Annotated in this window: 19 protein-coding genes and 2 pseudogenes; 6 read left to right on the top strand and 15 right to left on the bottom strand. The window is 40.3% G+C overall.

Annotation, left to right across the window (positions count from 1 at the left end; all coding sequences use genetic code 11):
* Nucleotides 1-192: 192 nt before the first annotated feature.
* Nucleotides 193-954, bottom strand: a complete 762-nt coding sequence (locus tag N2K84_RS06270) for an acyl-[acyl-carrier-protein] thioesterase (protein WP_282590932.1) — start codon at nucleotides 952-954, stop codon at nucleotides 193-195.
* Between the two features lie 134 nt (nucleotides 955-1088).
* Between N2K84_RS06270 and N2K84_RS06265 the strand changes: the two genes are divergently transcribed.
* From N2K84_RS06265 to N2K84_RS06240, 6 genes are all read left to right on the top strand, one after another.
* The gene (locus tag N2K84_RS06265; RefSeq protein WP_282590931.1) at nucleotides 1089-1547 is read left to right on the top strand and encodes an RrF2 family transcriptional regulator; all 459 of its coding nucleotides are present in this window, start codon (nucleotides 1089-1091) and stop codon (nucleotides 1545-1547) included.
* 87 nt (nucleotides 1548-1634) lie between these two features.
* Nucleotides 1635-2774, top strand: a complete 1140-nt coding sequence (gene nirK, locus N2K84_RS06260; protein ID WP_282590930.1) for a copper-containing nitrite reductase — start codon at nucleotides 1635-1637, stop codon at nucleotides 2772-2774.
* A gap of 45 nt (nucleotides 2775-2819) precedes the next feature.
* Nucleotides 2820-3116 (top strand): hypothetical protein, encoded by a 297-nt coding sequence (locus N2K84_RS06255; protein ID WP_282590929.1) that lies wholly within the window; start codon nucleotides 2820-2822, stop codon nucleotides 3114-3116.
* Nucleotides 3117-3187: 71 nt separating this feature from the next.
* Nucleotides 3188-4123, top strand: coding sequence for a quinolinate synthase NadA (nadA, locus tag N2K84_RS06250; RefSeq protein WP_053186274.1), 936 nt, complete (start codon nucleotides 3188-3190; stop codon nucleotides 4121-4123).
* Between the two features lie 42 nt (nucleotides 4124-4165).
* Nucleotides 4166-4612, top strand: coding sequence for a c-type cytochrome (locus N2K84_RS06245; RefSeq protein WP_204375036.1), 447 nt, complete (start codon nucleotides 4166-4168; stop codon nucleotides 4610-4612).
* A 10-nt stretch (nucleotides 4613-4622) separates the two neighbouring features.
* The gene (locus N2K84_RS06240; RefSeq protein WP_282590928.1) at nucleotides 4623-5033 is read left to right on the top strand and encodes a hypothetical protein; all 411 of its coding nucleotides are present in this window, start codon (nucleotides 4623-4625) and stop codon (nucleotides 5031-5033) included.
* On the opposite strand, the gene N2K84_RS06235 is transcribed toward N2K84_RS06240, so the two are convergent.
* The 14 genes and pseudogenes from N2K84_RS06235 to N2K84_RS06175 form a co-directional block, all read right to left on the bottom strand.
* Complete coding sequence (locus N2K84_RS06235) at nucleotides 5030-5338, bottom strand: metal-sulfur cluster assembly factor (protein ID WP_053186426.1); 309 nt, start codon at nucleotides 5336-5338, stop codon at nucleotides 5030-5032. The two genes, N2K84_RS06240 and N2K84_RS06235, sit on opposite strands and share 4 nt — an antisense overlap.
* A gap of 7 nt (nucleotides 5339-5345) precedes the next feature.
* Nucleotides 5346-6395, bottom strand: a complete 1050-nt coding sequence (locus N2K84_RS06230) for a hypothetical protein (RefSeq protein ID WP_282590927.1) — start codon at nucleotides 6393-6395, stop codon at nucleotides 5346-5348.
* Nucleotides 6396-6623: 228 nt separating this feature from the next.
* A complete protein-coding gene (locus tag N2K84_RS06225) occupies nucleotides 6624-7442 on the bottom strand; it encodes a DUF2249 domain-containing protein (RefSeq protein WP_282590926.1) in 819 nt (272 codons plus the stop codon).
* Between the two features lie 124 nt (nucleotides 7443-7566).
* Nucleotides 7567-7797 carry a DUF2249 domain-containing protein gene (locus tag N2K84_RS06220; protein WP_282590925.1) on the bottom strand — a complete coding sequence of 77 codons (231 nt, stop codon included), beginning with the start codon at nucleotides 7795-7797 and terminating at the stop codon, nucleotides 7567-7569.
* A 333-nt stretch (nucleotides 7798-8130) separates the two neighbouring features.
* The gene (locus tag N2K84_RS06215) at nucleotides 8131-9285 is read right to left on the bottom strand and encodes an acyl-CoA dehydrogenase family protein (RefSeq protein ID WP_282590924.1); all 1155 of its coding nucleotides are present in this window, start codon (nucleotides 9283-9285) and stop codon (nucleotides 8131-8133) included.
* A 1-nt stretch (nucleotide 9286) separates the two neighbouring features.
* Nucleotides 9287-10507 (bottom strand): hypothetical protein, encoded by a 1221-nt coding sequence (locus N2K84_RS06210; RefSeq protein ID WP_282590923.1) that lies wholly within the window; start codon nucleotides 10505-10507, stop codon nucleotides 9287-9289.
* Between the two features lie 594 nt (nucleotides 10508-11101).
* The gene (locus N2K84_RS06205; RefSeq protein WP_282590922.1) at nucleotides 11102-12376 is read right to left on the bottom strand and encodes an NAD(P)/FAD-dependent oxidoreductase; all 1275 of its coding nucleotides are present in this window, start codon (nucleotides 12374-12376) and stop codon (nucleotides 11102-11104) included.
* A gap of 32 nt (nucleotides 12377-12408) precedes the next feature.
* A pseudogene (locus N2K84_RS06200) lies at nucleotides 12409-12762 on the bottom strand (DUF488 domain-containing protein).
* A 21-nt stretch (nucleotides 12763-12783) separates the two neighbouring features.
* Entirely contained in the window at nucleotides 12784-13113 is a 330-nt protein-coding gene (locus N2K84_RS06195; RefSeq protein WP_282590921.1) for a carboxymuconolactone decarboxylase family protein, read from the bottom strand.
* Nucleotides 13114-13367: 254 nt separating this feature from the next.
* Nucleotides 13368-13460 (bottom strand): annotated as a pseudogene (locus N2K84_RS20515) (DUF6448 family protein); the annotation flags it as partial.
* A gap of 111 nt (nucleotides 13461-13571) precedes the next feature.
* A complete protein-coding gene (moaCB, locus tag N2K84_RS06190) occupies nucleotides 13572-14486 on the bottom strand; it encodes a bifunctional molybdenum cofactor biosynthesis protein MoaC/MoaB (protein ID WP_282590920.1) in 915 nt (304 codons plus the stop codon).
* A gap of 10 nt (nucleotides 14487-14496) precedes the next feature.
* Complete coding sequence (locus tag N2K84_RS06185; protein ID WP_282590919.1) at nucleotides 14497-15177, bottom strand: MOSC domain-containing protein; 681 nt, start codon at nucleotides 15175-15177, stop codon at nucleotides 14497-14499.
* Between the two features lie 3 nt (nucleotides 15178-15180).
* A complete protein-coding gene (locus tag N2K84_RS06180; protein ID WP_282590918.1) occupies nucleotides 15181-15621 on the bottom strand; it encodes a molybdenum cofactor biosynthesis protein MoaE in 441 nt (146 codons plus the stop codon).
* 1 nt (nucleotide 15622) lies between these two features.
* Nucleotides 15623-16711, bottom strand: a complete 1089-nt coding sequence (locus N2K84_RS06175; RefSeq protein WP_282590917.1) for a HesA/MoeB/ThiF family protein — start codon at nucleotides 16709-16711, stop codon at nucleotides 15623-15625.
* Between the last annotated feature and the right edge of the window lie 10 nt (nucleotides 16712-16721).

The raw sequence follows: 16721 nt of genomic DNA, 5'->3' as shown, positions 1-16721 counted from the left end.
CCTACGAAATTCTACAAATTTTCGGAATATCGCTACTGGACAAAACTCCTATCAAAGAGTTACTTACAAACAATGATTACAAAAATGTCAAAGAACTAAATTATAAACAATTGTCACTCAGTCTCTTTTAACGAGACAGTAGTGTCTTAATCTCTTCCTTCTCCGTTGGAAATTCATTCGTTTTTGGTTTGTTTATTTCTTTTGCCATTTTCTTTCCTTCCATTTCGTTTTTGCTATGGCACAATCCTTATTGTTACTTTGCGTCTTAATAGTGTGAGAAAACGAATTTTCATGAACATCAATCTTTGAATAGGATAGAATTGTGTCACCATAATGAGCTTCAGCAATAAAGCGTCCATCGATATAATGTAAATCATAATTGTCGGTAATTTCTTTTGGCATAGACTCAATCATCCATTGCAAGTACCTGATATTATTCACATGCAGATTCGTATCAACATCAAATCGATTTATTCTAAATTCGTTGGCATATTCTCCTGAGTCAATTGCCTGAATTTTCCTTGAAATATCGTGGTCAATAGATTCTTCATGATCGCTACCCCATTTTTCTTTTATGTCGTCGAATATCTGAATAGGCCTTTTCCTTTGAATGTCAAAGAATACCCATAGTCCCTTGGCTCTTCCAATGACGCATCCTTGGCCATCATAGATGATATTTTCTCTGATACCTTTAATTTTGGAATAGCTTGACAACCATGTTTTGATCGTAATTTTTTCTTTGTATTTAGGATAACGGTCCATCTCCATCACTCCGGAGAGTAGTACCCACCCAACATTTTGCTCTTCCAGATCATATAAACTATGATTTATCGAGTAACAATGGTCTGCAGCTGCTTCTTCGAGTAGCGTTAAGATGGTCGTTGGAGAAGCTTCTCCGAACTTATTCATTTCAAAATATCGTAGCTGAAATTGTTTTTCAAAATAATTTTGCATCTCTGATCATTTTAATAATCTAACAATATTGGGACAAAGCTAACTAAAATCTTCTATAAAAAGATATGTGTGTCTTTTTATAAAAATAATTTGTACCTTTACACCGTAACAAATAGAAAACATAGCTTGTCGTCATGTTAGGAAAAACAACGGAATATGCAATTCGGTCACTGGTGTACATCTATATTCAAAATTTGAAAGGTGAAAGGCCCGGATTTAAAGAGATTGCGAGGAATATTGATTCGCCTGAGGGTTTTACCGGGAAAGTGCTCCAGATTGTCACCCGCGCGGGATTGGTGTCATCCATGAAAGGAAGGGGAGGCGGCTTTTTCTTCGATAATTCAGAGAAATCCTTAAGCTTGCTGGAGGTCATCAACGTGACAGAAGGACAGGAGTTTTTTCATAAATGTGGGTTTGGCCTAAAATCGTGCGATGCCCAAAACCCGTGCCCGATGCATGATGAATACGTAACAGTCAGGAAATCATTTTATAGCTTGGTGAACAGACTTACCATTCAGTCCCTGGCTTCTAAGGTTAGTCAAAACAAGGCTGTCTTAAAAAGACTGGAAATAACAGAAAATTCTATCGATTAGAAATGAGAGATAGGATGTACGCTAAGCGTTGCTGAATCTCGGTTCTGTGTGACGAAAATAATTTTTGGGATTTTTTAATTAGCACTAATGGAGATAAAAGAAATGAAAAACAAGACAATAAACTACGCCATACTTCTTGCGGTTTTGATAAGTATATTAACAGCATGCACCCCATCACCGAATAATACTAAAGAGTCTGTTTTTGCGGAAACCCCTCTGTTTGATGCTGATAACTTAAAGCATATTAAGCAGGAGATGGTCTCTCCACCAGCACTGCCAAAACATGAACAGGTTGCAGAAGGTGATCCTGTGGTTGTTGAAGTAACTTTTTTTGTTGAAGAGAAGGAGATGGAAATAGCCCCTGGTGTGAAAACCTGGGCCCTCACATTTAACGGAACCGTACCAGGTCCGTTGATCGTTGTCCATCAAGACGACTACGTGCAATTGACGCTCATCAATGCTGCTACAAACACCATGGTCCACAATATTGATTTTCATGCTGCTACCGGAGCAATGGGAGGTGGGGATATTAGCAATGTTGCTCCCGGCGAACAAGTCACGTTCCGGTTTAAAGCGACAAAAGCCGGAGTGTTTGTTTACCATTGTGCTCCTGGTGGTATTATGGTTCCTTTACATGTTGTTTCAGGAATGAATGGGGCGATCATGGTGCTTCCGCGGGACGGCTTGAAGGATGAACTGGGCAATCCGGTACGCTACGACAAAGCGTTCTACATTGCAGAACAAGACTTTTATATTCCAAAAGACGAAAATGGAAATTACAAAGAATATGATTCTCCGGCCGAAGGGTTTCCTGATTTAATCTCATCAATCAAGACACTTTTGCCCACACACCTCTTGTTCAATGGAAAAATGAACGCCTTGACCGGAGACAAAGCACTAGAAGCAAAAGTAGGTGAAAAGGTGCTTTTCATTACATCACAGGCAAACCGCGATACCCGGATCCACCTTATAGGCGGGCATGCCGATCTTGTTTGGTTGGGAGGCTCGTTCAATGATGAACCGGCTACAAATTATGAATCGTGGTCCGTTGTCGGCGGTTCGGCGGTTGCTGCATTGTATCAATTTCGGCAGCCCGGAACTTACACTTATTTGAATCATAACCTGATAGAGGCAATTCTCTTTGGAGCCGTGGCTCAACTTGAGGTGGAAGGAGATTGGAACGATGACTTGATGAAACAAATTAAGGAGCCGGAGGCAATACCATAAATGAACACGCCAAAGTAAAATTTTAATTCTAGAAAGGAGAAAACGATGGAAACAGAATTTAGTCCTATACCCCCGGATTATTACGACATGTTTTTAGAAGAACAAAAAAAGGAATTCAGCAAAGTATTCTATTTCGTAACTGGAAACGATGTTGAAGAGGCCAAAGGTAAAATTACTGGTTTGGTGAAATCAGATGGATTTAAAAAATATTTAACATTCGACTCAGGTGACAAGGTTCGGGTTGATCGTATTATCACCGTCAACGGGATACCGGGACCTGCCTATGATGAATATGACGCTTACGCGCTGGCATGTCTGAACTGCAATGTGCAGGCCGATTAATTACATTCTTCACCGAAATGTATTTCAATATTGAAGTTACTGATGACACAATAGTATAACGTCTTGAATAAATGAACAGTCACGATATTTTGGTCGGTCAGATCAATTCACTAAGAAAAGAAAAAAACGCCGTTATCCTGGCGCACTACTACCAAATTCCGGAAATACAGGAGATTGCTGATTTTGTTGGCGACAGCCTTGATCTGTCAAGGAAATCTGCGGAGACAAATGCGGATATTATTGTGTTTGCAGGGGTCAATTTTATGGCGGAAACTGCAAAAATATTATCGCCTCAAAAAAGGGTTTTTATACCTGATCTGGAGGCAGGCTGCTCACTTGCTGAATCGTGTCCATCTGAAGAGTTTAGGAAATTCAGGGAAGAATATCCCGACCATATGGTTGTTTCCTATGTTAACACAACGGCGGGGATTAAGGCCATGACCGACATTACCTGTACTTCCACGAATGCTGTCCAAATTATCGAAAGTATTCCAAAAGAGCAGAAAATCATTTTTGCCCCTGATCGGAACCTCGGGAACTACCTGAATAGTATTACCGGGAGAAATATGTTACTCTGGAATGGAGCCTGTCATGTACATGAAGAATTTTCACTGGAAAAGATGCTGGCTATATTAAAAAGTCACCCCAAAGCCAAATTAATTGCGCATCCAGAATGTCAAGGACCAGTTCTGATAGCCGCTGATTTTGTAGGCTCAACATCGGCGCTTCTGAAGTTTGTTGAAACTGACGGAGGAAGTGAATACATTGTAGCTACCGAATCGGGCATCCTTCATCAAATGCGGAAACGGAATCCACAAAAAACATTCATTCCTGCACCACCAATTGATTCTACATGTGGATGCAATGATTGCCGGTTTATGAAACTCCATGATTTGCAAAAAATATTCGACAGTCTGAATGAGGAAAAATTTGAAATTAATCTGGATATGGAAATTATGGAGAAGGCAAGGAAACCGATGCAGAGAATGCTTGAATTGTCAGCATAATAGAAAACTTGTTACAAATTCGATGCATTAAACACTTCGAAAATGGAGCTTGAAATGAAAAATATCAACATGAAAAAATATTCTTTTATTGCCGTAGGGTTGGTTTTACTATTGGGTTTATCCTGCAGCTCACCGAACAAGGGAAATAGCATAAAAGCAGCAACAGAAAAAAGTGCAAGCTCAGAAATAGTGGAGAAAAAGTCTACGCCCACAAAGGCAGTTTCCAGCACCGGACAGAAACTATATTCTGACAACGGGTGTCTGGTTTGTCATCAATTGAATACAAAACTGGTTGGCCCTTCTACCAAAGATATTGCAGCGGCTTATTCAGGAAACAAAGCGGGTTTGATTGCGTTTCTGAAAGGAGAAAGTAAGGCCATCGTTGATCCGTCTCAGGCTAGCTTGATGCAACCACAAATAGCTATTACGAAAGCATTGCCTGCAGAAGAGTTAGAGGCGATGGTTGACTATATTCTTTCAATCAAATAAACGGTGAATAATGAGAAAAGCTGCCCCACGTATATTGGCCGCCCTACTTGTAGCATTTGCGCTGTTGACACTTTTTCTGAGTGGTTCAGTCATTTTTGATTTGTTTGGCATCAGGGCTAAGGAGGGAAATTATGTATTGTTTGTAGTTTGGGCAAACTTCATCAGTAGTCTGCTTTATCTGGCAGCAGCGTATGGCCTTGTTAGCCTGAAAAAATGGCCGTATCAAATCTTAATTGTTGCCGTCGCGGTTTTATTCATCGCCTTTGCCGGCCTGCTTGTCCATATTAGCCGAGGCGGTTTGCATGAAACCAAAACCATCGGAGCGATGGTTTTCAGAATTTGTGTCACCCTGGCATTTGCTTTTTTTTGCTATCGCCAAATAAAAAAGGGAGAACAATTGAGCAAACTATTCTTCTTTTAGGAGAAACCCAACTCTGCTTTCCCTTTCGCTGAGAGCCTTTCTATTGACCAGGCAGGCTCCCAAACAAGATTGATATTGACATTGAAGCCAGGGTAATTGCTTTCGAGTGTCTGTTGCGCATCTTCAATTATGATGCCGCCCATGGGACACCCGGGAGAAGTGAGCGTCAGCGCAACATCAATCTGTCTGCCCGCTGCATCAAAAGTCGCACCATATACCAAACCCAGATCAATAATATTCACCATCAACTCAGGATCGATAACCTTTTTTAGCATTTCAAGTATTTTCATTTCTTCAGTATCCATCACGCAATTATTTATTTGTTGGTTTATGTAGAACTATTTTTAAAATATTGAGGTTGTAAAATGCAACCGATAGCAAGAGCAAAATCCCACTTACCATCACTAAAGTCGTGTTTGTTGTGGAAATTCCGATCAAAAGAAAGCCAAAACCAATGGCAAAAAGCCAGACTTGTGCAATGGCTAGTTTTTCGGAATAAAGGTCTTTGGGCAGTGGCAGTATCACTTTGCCAACCTTTCCTTGATATACTTTCAGCCAGACAATAAAAGGCAAAGTCTTGTAGGTTTGTCCCATTACAAGCGAAGTGATAAACCCGATGACAATTGCACTTCCATAAGCCACCGACAAAGGTAGGGTGAGCCTATTGAGAAAGTCGATATTAAGCAGGAGTGTAAAAATCAGGAATAAGGGGATCACCAGGAATACAAACGAAAGGGCGGATTGTTTCATTCCAATATCCAGTTGCTTTTTCACCCGCTTTTTATAGCTTGCCAGGAGAAATGATAAGTAACCAACAATTCCCGCCACAACCATTATTGCGCTGAAAACGACCCCGATTTTGTATTGCAGGTACAAAGCAATAATACCTATTGGCAAGCCAATATTGATTGTATAAAAGGAGAAGTTTAGCTTTTTGGTATTCACATGGTGAGAAACCATGAACATGGGCAATAGTTTACTGCTGACGCCTATTATTAGTTGAACAAACCACCCCACAAGGCCTGCATGTGCGTGCAATTTCAGAAGTTCGACATGCGAAACTTTCAGAAAGGGATGCGACAGGTTAATTGCCAGGGTCAAACCGGCCAGTACCGTGAACAACAGCCATATCACCGAACTGACAATGAAAGTACGTTCTATCACATTTTTGTTGGAGGAATGTGCTGTAAGCAAGGCATTGGCTACAAACAAGCTGACAGAAATCACAATAGAAATGCCGGCTATAAACATCAATGGACCAAAGGAAAAATGCCAAAATGCTAAGGAAAGCAGAATTGTACCAATTGCCATTAGTAGAAATGAAATTTTAGCAAGTGTCTCGCTGTAGAGTTTCACTTCCATTATGACCGGTAGCAGCTGATATAAAGCCCCGAAAATGATCATCGTAATCCAACCCAGCACCAACAGGTGGGTGATGGCAAGCAATTCTGCATTGAAATAATGTTGCGTAAAAGCTTCAGGATGAAAAATGATCAAAATTGTGACCATGAGCCAGGTCAGCGCCCCGAAAATAAAATGCGGAACAACAACCTTTGGCGATGGTGCATTTTGGCTGGCAATCTGGTTCATTTATTTGTGGATAAGAAGTTCTACATTTTGATCATCCACCTCTGCAATCCAGGTTTTAAAATTCCGTTCGGCCAATTCGGGCAGCAGATATTGGGGCACTTTTTTATGGTGAACATAGAGTGCGCCATTTTCTTGTAATTTTTCCAACTCCCCTAAAATGGTAACCATCGGTAGTGGCATTTCCAATTCACGAACGTCAATTTCCTGAATTTCCCTATTGCAACTGGCCCTGCGCATTTCATGTTCGGCTACCGAAATTTTAAACACCAAATCATCGGAACGTTGTTCTTTTTTGGGCTCGCCAGCTTTCATGAAATAAGTGTAAACGGTATCACTTTTTACTTCAACCAAACTATCGAACCCTTTCGTTTGGGCAATTTTAATCAACGGTGTGGGTTCGAACGAGTTAATTACCTCCAATACATATCCATCCTGAAGTTTTGCCAGTTCTCCCATTATCTCACTAAACGGATCTTCTCCTCGTTCCAATGTTGGCCTTACGTCCAACGCGTTTATTTTTGACTGGTGAATGGCCTCTGAAATCTTGGGATTTGTACGGCTTTTGATTATGGCTTCTTTCATTATAGAGGATTCGTATTCAGGCTCAAAGCCAATTTTTGCAAGCGAATTAAATAGTGATTCAATATCGCATTTTGCTATGTGTGCCGCGTCTGACAGGCTGGTCCTCGAGGCTAAAATCCCACGAAGCACCGGATTTTTCAATTTACTGAAATGAGGATTTACAGAAATTAGTACTTCAATGGTTTCCGGATTTTCATTGATTAACGCTGATATTTTCGTTTTATAGGTAATTTTCATTGTGTCAGTTATTTAAGCCTCTTTCGTGGGGATTATCGAATTATCTAGCAAAACTAATGAGAAGAGCAGCTTCCCTTCAAATATTTAAATTGGCGGTTAGCTTGCTCATCCCATCTCCCCCTTTTTAGGCCACTTTCAATTTACTGATTTTTACCTCCCACACATCTGGGCCTTCCTGAAGATACTCCCATCCAAATTCTTTTCCTTTTTCAGCCGTGAACTGGTAGTAAAGAGGCTTAGGGTCATGATCGTTTTGAAGAATGAAAGATTCACCAACAGCCAGATTTTCGTATTTTTGAAATATCGTTGGGTGTTTAAATCTTGGTTCGATTTTCGTTGCATCTAATACTTCCATAATTTTTAAATTTAAATTGTTGAACTTTTGCTGTGCTGCAAATATAGCAAAATAAATCTATAAAAAGATGTCTATATCTTTTTATAGATTTTAATTATTGGCATAACCTTTAATACCGTTTTTTGCTATGTTCCTCGCTCCCTTTGATGACACATTTTTGAGAGCAGCGATGTGGTTTATGTCAGGACTCTGCAATGCATCCAGTAAACTCGGCATTTCCTTTTAAGAAACTATTGATTTGTTGATTTGACCCAAGTTATAGCTTGAGTGTTCTTATACCTATACTACTTCCCAGCAGGAGAGAAAATTCATCAAATTCTGAATTATTTTGGGCTAAAGTTTTTTTGATATCAATAAGCGTAAGATTTCTGAAGTACCTTCACCAATTTGTAAAATCCGCTGATCGCGGTAGAAACGCTCCACGCCATATTCATGATACAAGCCGTAAGCACCATGTATTTGGACAGCCTCATCTGCTACTTCTTTGGCGACCTCAGAACAATATAGCTTGATCATTGCTGCTTCCTTTGTATAAGTCAAATTATTTTGCTTTTGCCAGCAGACGTTGTAAAGCATATTGCGTGCAAGATCTATCTTTGTAGCCATGTCAGCCAATTTAAATGCAATGGCCTGGTTCTTTATAATAGGTTGACCAAATTGAACTCTTTTTCGGGCATAATCTGATGCCATTTCAAAAGCACCTTGAGCAAGCCCTAAACCAACTGCGGCAATAGATAATCGACCACTATCCAATGTTTTGAGTGTAATCTTGGCTCCTTCGTTTTGATTTCCCAGCATATTTCTGACAGAAACCTTCGTATCTTCAAAATATAATTTCCCATTATCGACCGCATGCCATACCAATTTATTTTTGAGTTCTTCGGTTCTGTATTGGCTTTCTGCACGATCAACAATAAAAGTAGAGAACTTCTTTTTACCATTAATCTCATCAGTAACTGCCAGAACGGTTACACCTAAAGATATTTCGGAAGTGGCATTGGTTATAAACTGCTTAACACCATTCAAAAGCCAGAACTCATTTTTTAATACAGCATAGGTTCCCACCCCCATCGCATCAGAACCAGCATTAGGTTCAGTAAGACCAAATGCCCACAAATGATCACCTGATGTAAGTCGAGGTAAATGGGTGTTTTTTTGTTCTGTTGTTCCCCACTTATAAATAGGTTCTATTCCCAGTGAATTGTGTGCAGCCAATGTTGCGGCCTGACTACTGTCGATCCGTGCTAATTCTTCAATCGAAATGATATAGGATAAAAAGTCAAGATCGTTTCCACCATATTCCTTGGGAAGAGTCATCCCTAACAGGCCAAACTCCCCCATTTTTTTAAAAAGGGATTTAGAGAATTGTGCTTTTAAATCCAGTTCTGCAGCGATCGGTTTAATTACTTGCTCTGCAAATTCTCGTACTTTCTTTCTCTGACTATGATGCCAAGGGTTCAGTACAGGGTGTTCTATTCTATTTTTCATATTATAGTTGTATGTATGAATTATGAGCTATTCTATTTTTTCTGCTAATTACCAGTATTAAAATCCCCAAAGTCATTGAAATACTTCCAGTCAGTAAAATCTGATGGCTGTAATAAAGTCCCAAGCCGCCTAATGTCAAGATCAGCTCGGTGGTAGCAAATCCCAAAAACAGAAGGGAGTTTCCAAGCTTGACAAATGCGTCTACAACAATCCACTTCATGTCAATCATCAAGGCAAAGAACAAAAATGAAATGACGCCGATAAGCGTTAAATGCAAATAAGCAAGTATAATTAGCTTGTTGTTAAAAGCATAGGCCTGAAAGGTTGTGAAGACAGACAGGATTTGCAGGATGTTCTTTAAGAAAATTGAAGCAAGAAAAACAAGGAGATAAAGTCTCAGCCATTCGGATTTGTATCTCAATAAACTTGCAGTTTTTCGGGGTAACGATAGCAGGAAAAAAAACAAGCCCAAAAGCTGTAGAAAGACGGAAAAGTATGCTGGTAGCATCAAATACTTCGAAAAACTCATACCAAGTAATGAAAGCGTGATGGCCGGAATAATGCTAACAGTAAAAAACCAGAAAAACCGGTTGGCTTGAATACTACTGAAATCGATATTGTTTCTTTCGAGAAGTTTATAGAAAAGTCCCAACGCTACAAACAGAAACCAGCCGTTGTATTGAAGATGCATGAACGTATAAACAAACGCATGATAGAGTTCAGTGCCACTTTGCCCGTTGGCAGAAAGAAAACCAATACCAAAGGGCATGATGGTTGACAATACGCCCAGCCATAGACCGGCTTTTATAAAACGTAAAACGATGTAGTTTGCTGAATTGGGTTTAGCTGTACAGGAGTCTTTTAAAAAACGGTAAATGAACCAATAATTTAACACCTGGAACAGCGTTGAAAAGACAATAGAATACAAACCATAACCCTGAAGAGTAAATGAAATCAGCACTCCCAGCACGATCAGTACGGTCAGTTTAAATTGAAGACGATAGTGCCCTTTTTCGATTTTATCTTTACCAATGAAAGTGCTTGTTAAAATGAGGAATATAATGGTATATATCCACCCCTGAAACGCGGTGTGTGAATGCGCATGAACGAGGTTTGTATATTCCAAGGGAAGAGTCGAAACATACGGAGAGCGAAGAAGTGTTCCGATAATTGCAACGATAAATAAGAATGCCAAACTTATTTTATTCCAGTTTTCTTTCAAAATGATACAATTTTATTTAATGAATTCTATTCGTGCAAATCAGATTTTCCTGCTTTTTAAAACATCCTGCCCGTATCTGGTAAAAATCGATCCCAGCCGGGAACCTGTTTGCATTCCATTCGGCCTGACAATATTATGCTAGCATGCTTTTTAAATTCTTACAATAAACCTGTAATTTGGAAATATGGATAACCTGCTCATCCCACCCCTCTACTCTACCCTACGCTCTCTTTCATTTTACTTCCAGTTTACTGATTTCTACTTCCCGTACATCGGAGCTTCCTGCAAAAATTTCTAACCAAATTCTTCATCTTTCTCCGCTGTAACCTGATAATAATGTGGTTTTGCACGCGGTCGTTATGAAGAATAAAAGATTCATCAATAGCAAGATTTTCATATTTCTCAAAAATAGTGGAATGTTTGTATCTCGGTTCAATATTCGTTCCATCTAATTTTTCGATAATTAAAAAATTTTAAAATTTAACTTTTATCTTGTCGCAAATATATAAAATAAATTCAATAAAAAGACCTCTGTATCTTTTATAGAGAAAGAATGGAACTTACCCTAAGCAAGATATAACAGGTAATAGCATTTTATTTTTCCTCAGAAAAACAGTTTTCGTTTGACTGATTGAGTATTAAACGAAGCGAGGAATCTTTTGTGAAATAAACCCAAGTCCAGTTGATGAAAATGATTAATTTATTGCGAACACTCAAAATCAGCATCAGGTGCAGAAACATCCAAATAATCCATGCAATATATCCCCTAAACTGAATAAACGGAAAGTCAACTACTGCTTTATGCCGGCCAATAGTAGCCATTGAGCCAAAGTCTTTGTATTCGTACTCCAGCAGAGGTTTCCCATCAATAATCCGTTTTAAATTTCTGGCTAAACATTTTGCCTGGTTAATAGCCACATTGGCGACCTGAGGATGCCCCTGGGAATATTTGTTTGTTTTCATGGAAGCAATATCGCCAATTGCATAAATATTATCACTCCCGGCTACTTTATTTTGGCGATCCACCAGAATACGGTTTCCATTTGTAATACAATTGGATGGAAAACCATCGATTTGGTTTGCAGTTACCCCGGCAGCCCAAATCACCGTTTTTGTCTTTATTTGTTTACCGTTATTTAACGTAAGGGTATGGCCATCATAATCTGTAACAAAGGTTTCTGTAAGCAGTTGGACCCCCATATTCTCCAAGTACTTCCGCGATGCCAAACGGGCGTTGTGACTCATATTATTCAGTGTATTCTTTGCTCCTTCAACCAGTGTAATCTTAAATTTTTTAAAATCAATCCGGGGATAATCTTTGGGCAGAATATTCTTTTTGATTTCTGCAAAAGCACCCGCCAATTCCACGCCTGTTGGGCCAGCGCCAACTATTACCAAATTCCGCAGGGCTTCTTTCTCATATTCTTTAGCTGAAATTATATTTTCGAAAGTTTGCAATATATGGTTGCGTATTTTTATAGCATCGTACGTTGTTTTTAAAGTAAAGGAATGTTCACAAATTTTGGTTTTACCAAAAAAATTAGTTTTACATCCAATGGCAATTACCAGAAAATCGTACTCGAAAACGCCTATTGTTGTGCTAATTTTGTTTTGGTCCGGATGTACCCGGGTTACTTCAGCCAATCTGATGAGTATGTTGCTCCTTTTTCTGAAAACATAACGGAAAGGAAAGGAAATATTTGCAGGTTCAATTTGAGAAGTGGCCACCTGATAAAATAGAGGTTGAAACTGGTGATGATTAATTTTGTCTATTAGCAATACATCAAATAATTTTTTGTCTAACTTCATGGCTAGTTTAATCCCTGCAAAACCGCCACCAACAATTATTATTTTTTGTTTTGCTATCATCTATTTTTCTCTTCTTTTGAAGGATGCACCTCTCAATCACCCTTTAACAACAAATCCATTAGCACAATAACATGATTTATCTCTGGACTTTTTGCGGCGTACAACAAACTAACCGCTCCGTTTTTTGCTGCTCCTCTCAATTTATCTAATTCCTCCTTTTAATCTTTTAATTCTTCCCTATACTTCGATTCAAACTCCTTAAATCGCTCCTCTTTGTGGTTAAACCATTTTCTTAGTTCAGGAGATGGCGCAACCTCTTTGTTCCATTCATCAAGGTTTGCTGCTTTTTTAAAAACACCGCGCGGCCAAAGCCGATCCACCAAAACACGGTAGCCATCGTCTTCTGAGGGGTTCTCATAAATCCGTTTAATTTTAAATTCTCCCATCATTTCGTTATCGTAGTACCGCTATTTTTCCATCTCATCCAATGCAATGTTTGCATGGGCATATGCGCCACCGGCGCGCATTTCGGCAGCTACACATATCGCTTCCATGATTTCTTCTTTGCTTGCTCCTTTACGTATGGCCTGTTTTGTATGTGAACGGATGCAATATGGACACTGCGTTACGTGTGCCACAGCCACTGCTATTAACTGTTTGGTTTTTTCGGGTAACGCCCCCTCTTTAAAAACTGTTTTGCTGAAATTGTTCCAAATCTCCATAATTTCGGGAGCTAAAGCTTCCCTTTTATCAGCCAGTTCCATGGTTACCTGTGGATATAAATTTTCGTTTTTCATGATATCCTTTTTCTTATATTAACATACTTATAGCCCAGAATGTTCATCCCCGTATTCCAAAATGTCATGATGCGCTTCAACCGTATGGTATAGTCAATATAGCTTTCACAAATGCCCTGTCTGGCTCTTGTGAATCACCCTTTACTTTATCGAATTCAGCTACTTTTTCATATTTTCCTTGAACTACCTTATTGATATGGCGATTTAGTTTTACCAAAAATCAAATATATCTCCATCTTCAAGAGCTTTATCTGTCATTTAAATAATTGCTTGGTAGTCCCTGCTGGTTTTAATCCGGTGTAAGGAGCGCCTTCTGTTTCGCGATGCAGGCGGACCGGAGACACCCAAAAAACACTATCAAAAGTAAGATGCTACAGTTTTTAAGTCATACTCCCTAGCTATTCAGTAGTACTGTTTCTTTTGAATAGGTTCAGTGTACAATAATTGACTGTAAGCAATTAATGATGGTTCCCTCCCTGCATCATTTTAAACAGGTGTAAAACAGCCGGGAAGATGGCATCCATTGATTCTTCGGCGCCACGGGTTGAACCAGGCAGCGCCAGCACAAGGGTATTTCCAATAAGACCTGCCATGGACCGTGACAACATGGAGAACGGCGTACGTAACTGGCCATAAGCCCTAATCGTTTCCTCTATGCCAGGTATGCGCCGTTCGATGATTGGCTCCAGGGCTTCCGGGGTCACATCGCGTGGAGAAAGACCTGTGCCTCCGGTAATAATAACAAGGTGTAATCCTTCTTCCGAATAGCCAAGTACCTGTTGTCGGATTAGATCTACTTCATCGGATATGATAACATAATCCTTCACTGTCACGTCACAATTTTCCAATTTTTGGACAATGGCTTTCCCCGAGCGGTCTTCCTTTTCGCCTGCGCTGATGGTATCGGAACATACCACGACAGCTGCCCGGAATTCGGTTTTTTCTTTGGTTTTTCCCAGTTGACTTTTCCCTCCCTCTTTTTCTGCTAGACTAATTTTCTCAATACTAATATGCGAGTCGATAGGTTTGAGCATATCGTAAATGGTGAGGGCCACCACCGAGGCTGTGTGCATGGCTTCCACTTCAACCCCTGTTTTATAAATAGTGTGGATTTCTGCTTCAATGTGAATGCTCAACTCCTCCAGATGAAACCTGATTTCTGTAAACTCAACCGGGAGGGGATGACAATCGGGAATCATATCGCTGGTACGTTTGGCTGCAAAAAGACCTGCCGTACGGGCCACTTCCAAGACATCACCTTTGGGTACGCGTTTTTCTTTAAGGGCACGGATGGTTTCCTTGAGACTAACATGAACTACGGCTTGAGCGATGGCTGTTCGCAGGGTGCTGTTTTTGGGAGTAATATTAATCATGATTTTGTATTTATCGGTTATATAATCTTTTGTTCCAGTCTTCAACTGCACCTGTTTGAAGGCGGTTTTGAGCAGTTCTTTTCCAGCTTTCGGCCAGAGGGACGAGTGTTGTCATTTCTTCAAGTAGAGCGTAGTTCAGTACATCACGGTAGAGGACATCAAGTAATTTTCTTAGCGGCCATTGAGCCAGGGGGCGTTCCAATAGCTCAAAATGATCGTTGGCCTGTATTTCGCCTTCATGCAATACCCGATAATACCATCCGGTCCGAAAGCTATCCTGTACCATTCGTGACATACCGGGGTGACCGAACCTGATATTGAGCTTCCAACAGGGTTGTCTGGCCTGACTAACTTCCAAAACAACCGAACCAACGCGGTATTTATCACCGATACAAACCGATGATTCGTCCATGCCCACAGTGGATATGTTTTCTCCAAATCCTCCTTCGCAAAATACTTCTGGGTTTAAGACACCTGGCTCATTTTTCCAATATTCATAATGCTCAAAAGCATAATGATGAATGGCTTTATCTGGGCCACCGTGGTGTTTTTTATCGGCCTGATTATCATTAACCAAACCCGTTTCCAACACCTTTTCTCTTTCAAGCGTCGCCATTTTTTTAATACCGCTTGACACGCCTTCCTGCCCCAATTGTTCAATTTTTCCTGTTAAAAGCGTAATAATCTTCATCGTTCAGGTATTTTTTTTCCACACGTGTTTATCTTTTCCAAGTAATTCGCATCCCCACACTGGCAGTTCGGCCTTTATGCGTTCAACAATTTCGTTACAGGCATCTATGGCTTCCCTGCGGTGTGGAGCCGAGGTAAACACAAAAAAGCAAATTTCGCCTACATTCACCTGACCAAGGCTGTGGTAAATATGCATGCAGGTGACCGGATACTTTGCAAAAGCTGCTTCCCTGATTTCATGTGCCTTTTCAATGGCCATATCTTCGTAAGCACTGTATTCAATGGCAGTAACTGTTCCTTCTTTTTTCTCATCGGCCCTCACCTGTCCCAAAAAAATGGCATGAGCGCCAATTTCGGTCTGAGTGGCATGTTTTTGAACCGACTCGCTTATTTTGGCTGCCGGAATTGCACCCCTGATGAAAATATTTTTAGGTTCTCTATTCATTTTAAATCAATTGTTTAACAGGTGAATCAGGATGTTCCACTCCGCCTGTAACCGAATAAATATTGTTTCTTTTTAAGGTTTTTCTCAACTCCACTGCCGCCGGCCTACTGCGGATTCCATGCTGACAAAACAGGAATATTGATGTTTCCTCTGAAAATAATTCAGCCTTTTCTTCCAATTCCCCATAAGGTATTTCAAGGCATTGGGAATTTGACCAGCGTGGAATTTCATCGGGTTCACGAATGTCAATAAAAACTGACGATTTTGGGTTTGAACTTTCAAGAGCTTCATTCCATCCGATGTCTGAAACAGTCTGGCAATTCACCGAATAATCAGTTTTCAGAAAAACTTCAAGCGTGGCCGGCCGGTTTTTTTGTGCTTCGTTACTGGGCACCAAATCAATTTCATAAAAAGAATGGTTTTTCAAATTGCAGAAAAGCACTTTATTGATAAGCAACTCTCCGATTCCGGTAATCCACTTGATGGCTTCGGTTGCCTGCAAAGTTCCGAAAATGCCCGGCAAGACACCCAGCACTCCGGCCTCTGAGCAATTGGCAATTTCTCCGGAATCCGGTATTTTGGGAAACAAGTCGCGGTAATTGGCACTACCTTTACCGGTGTTAAAAAGAGCAATCTGTCCCTCGTAGCGGTATATTGCACCGTAAACCAACGGCTTGCCAAATAAAACAGACGCATCGTTCAGCATGTACCGGGTGGCAAAACTGTCGGTTCCATCGATTACAATATCATAAAAAGGCAGAATCTTCGGAATATTTTCGACCGTAAGAAACCGGTCATATACATTTACCTGAGTATCAGGATACCTTTCTGAAATAAACTTAGCAGCAGCTGCTGCCTTGGAGCTACCAATATTATTAAACCCAAACAATACCTGCCTGTTCAGGTTTGACGCTTCAACCTGGTCGCCGTCGGCAATACCGATGGTTCCCACACCAGCTGCAGCCAGGTAAAGGATGGCCGGGCACCCCAAGCCACCGGCGCCGGCAACCAACACTTTTGCCATCTTCAGTTTCTGCTGACCTTCGCGTCCCAGTTCAGGCAATATTATCTGGCGTTCAAAACGTTCCATTTTTATTAAT

Origin of the sequence: Gaoshiqia sediminis (assembly GCF_025907915.1) — a bacterium.
GTDB classification, from domain to species: Bacteria; Bacteroidota; Bacteroidia; order Bacteroidales; family Prolixibacteraceae; genus Gaoshiqia; species Gaoshiqia sediminis.
The sequence above is the reverse complement of the archived record's forward strand: the minus strand, read 5'-3'. Positions and strand labels throughout refer to the sequence as shown.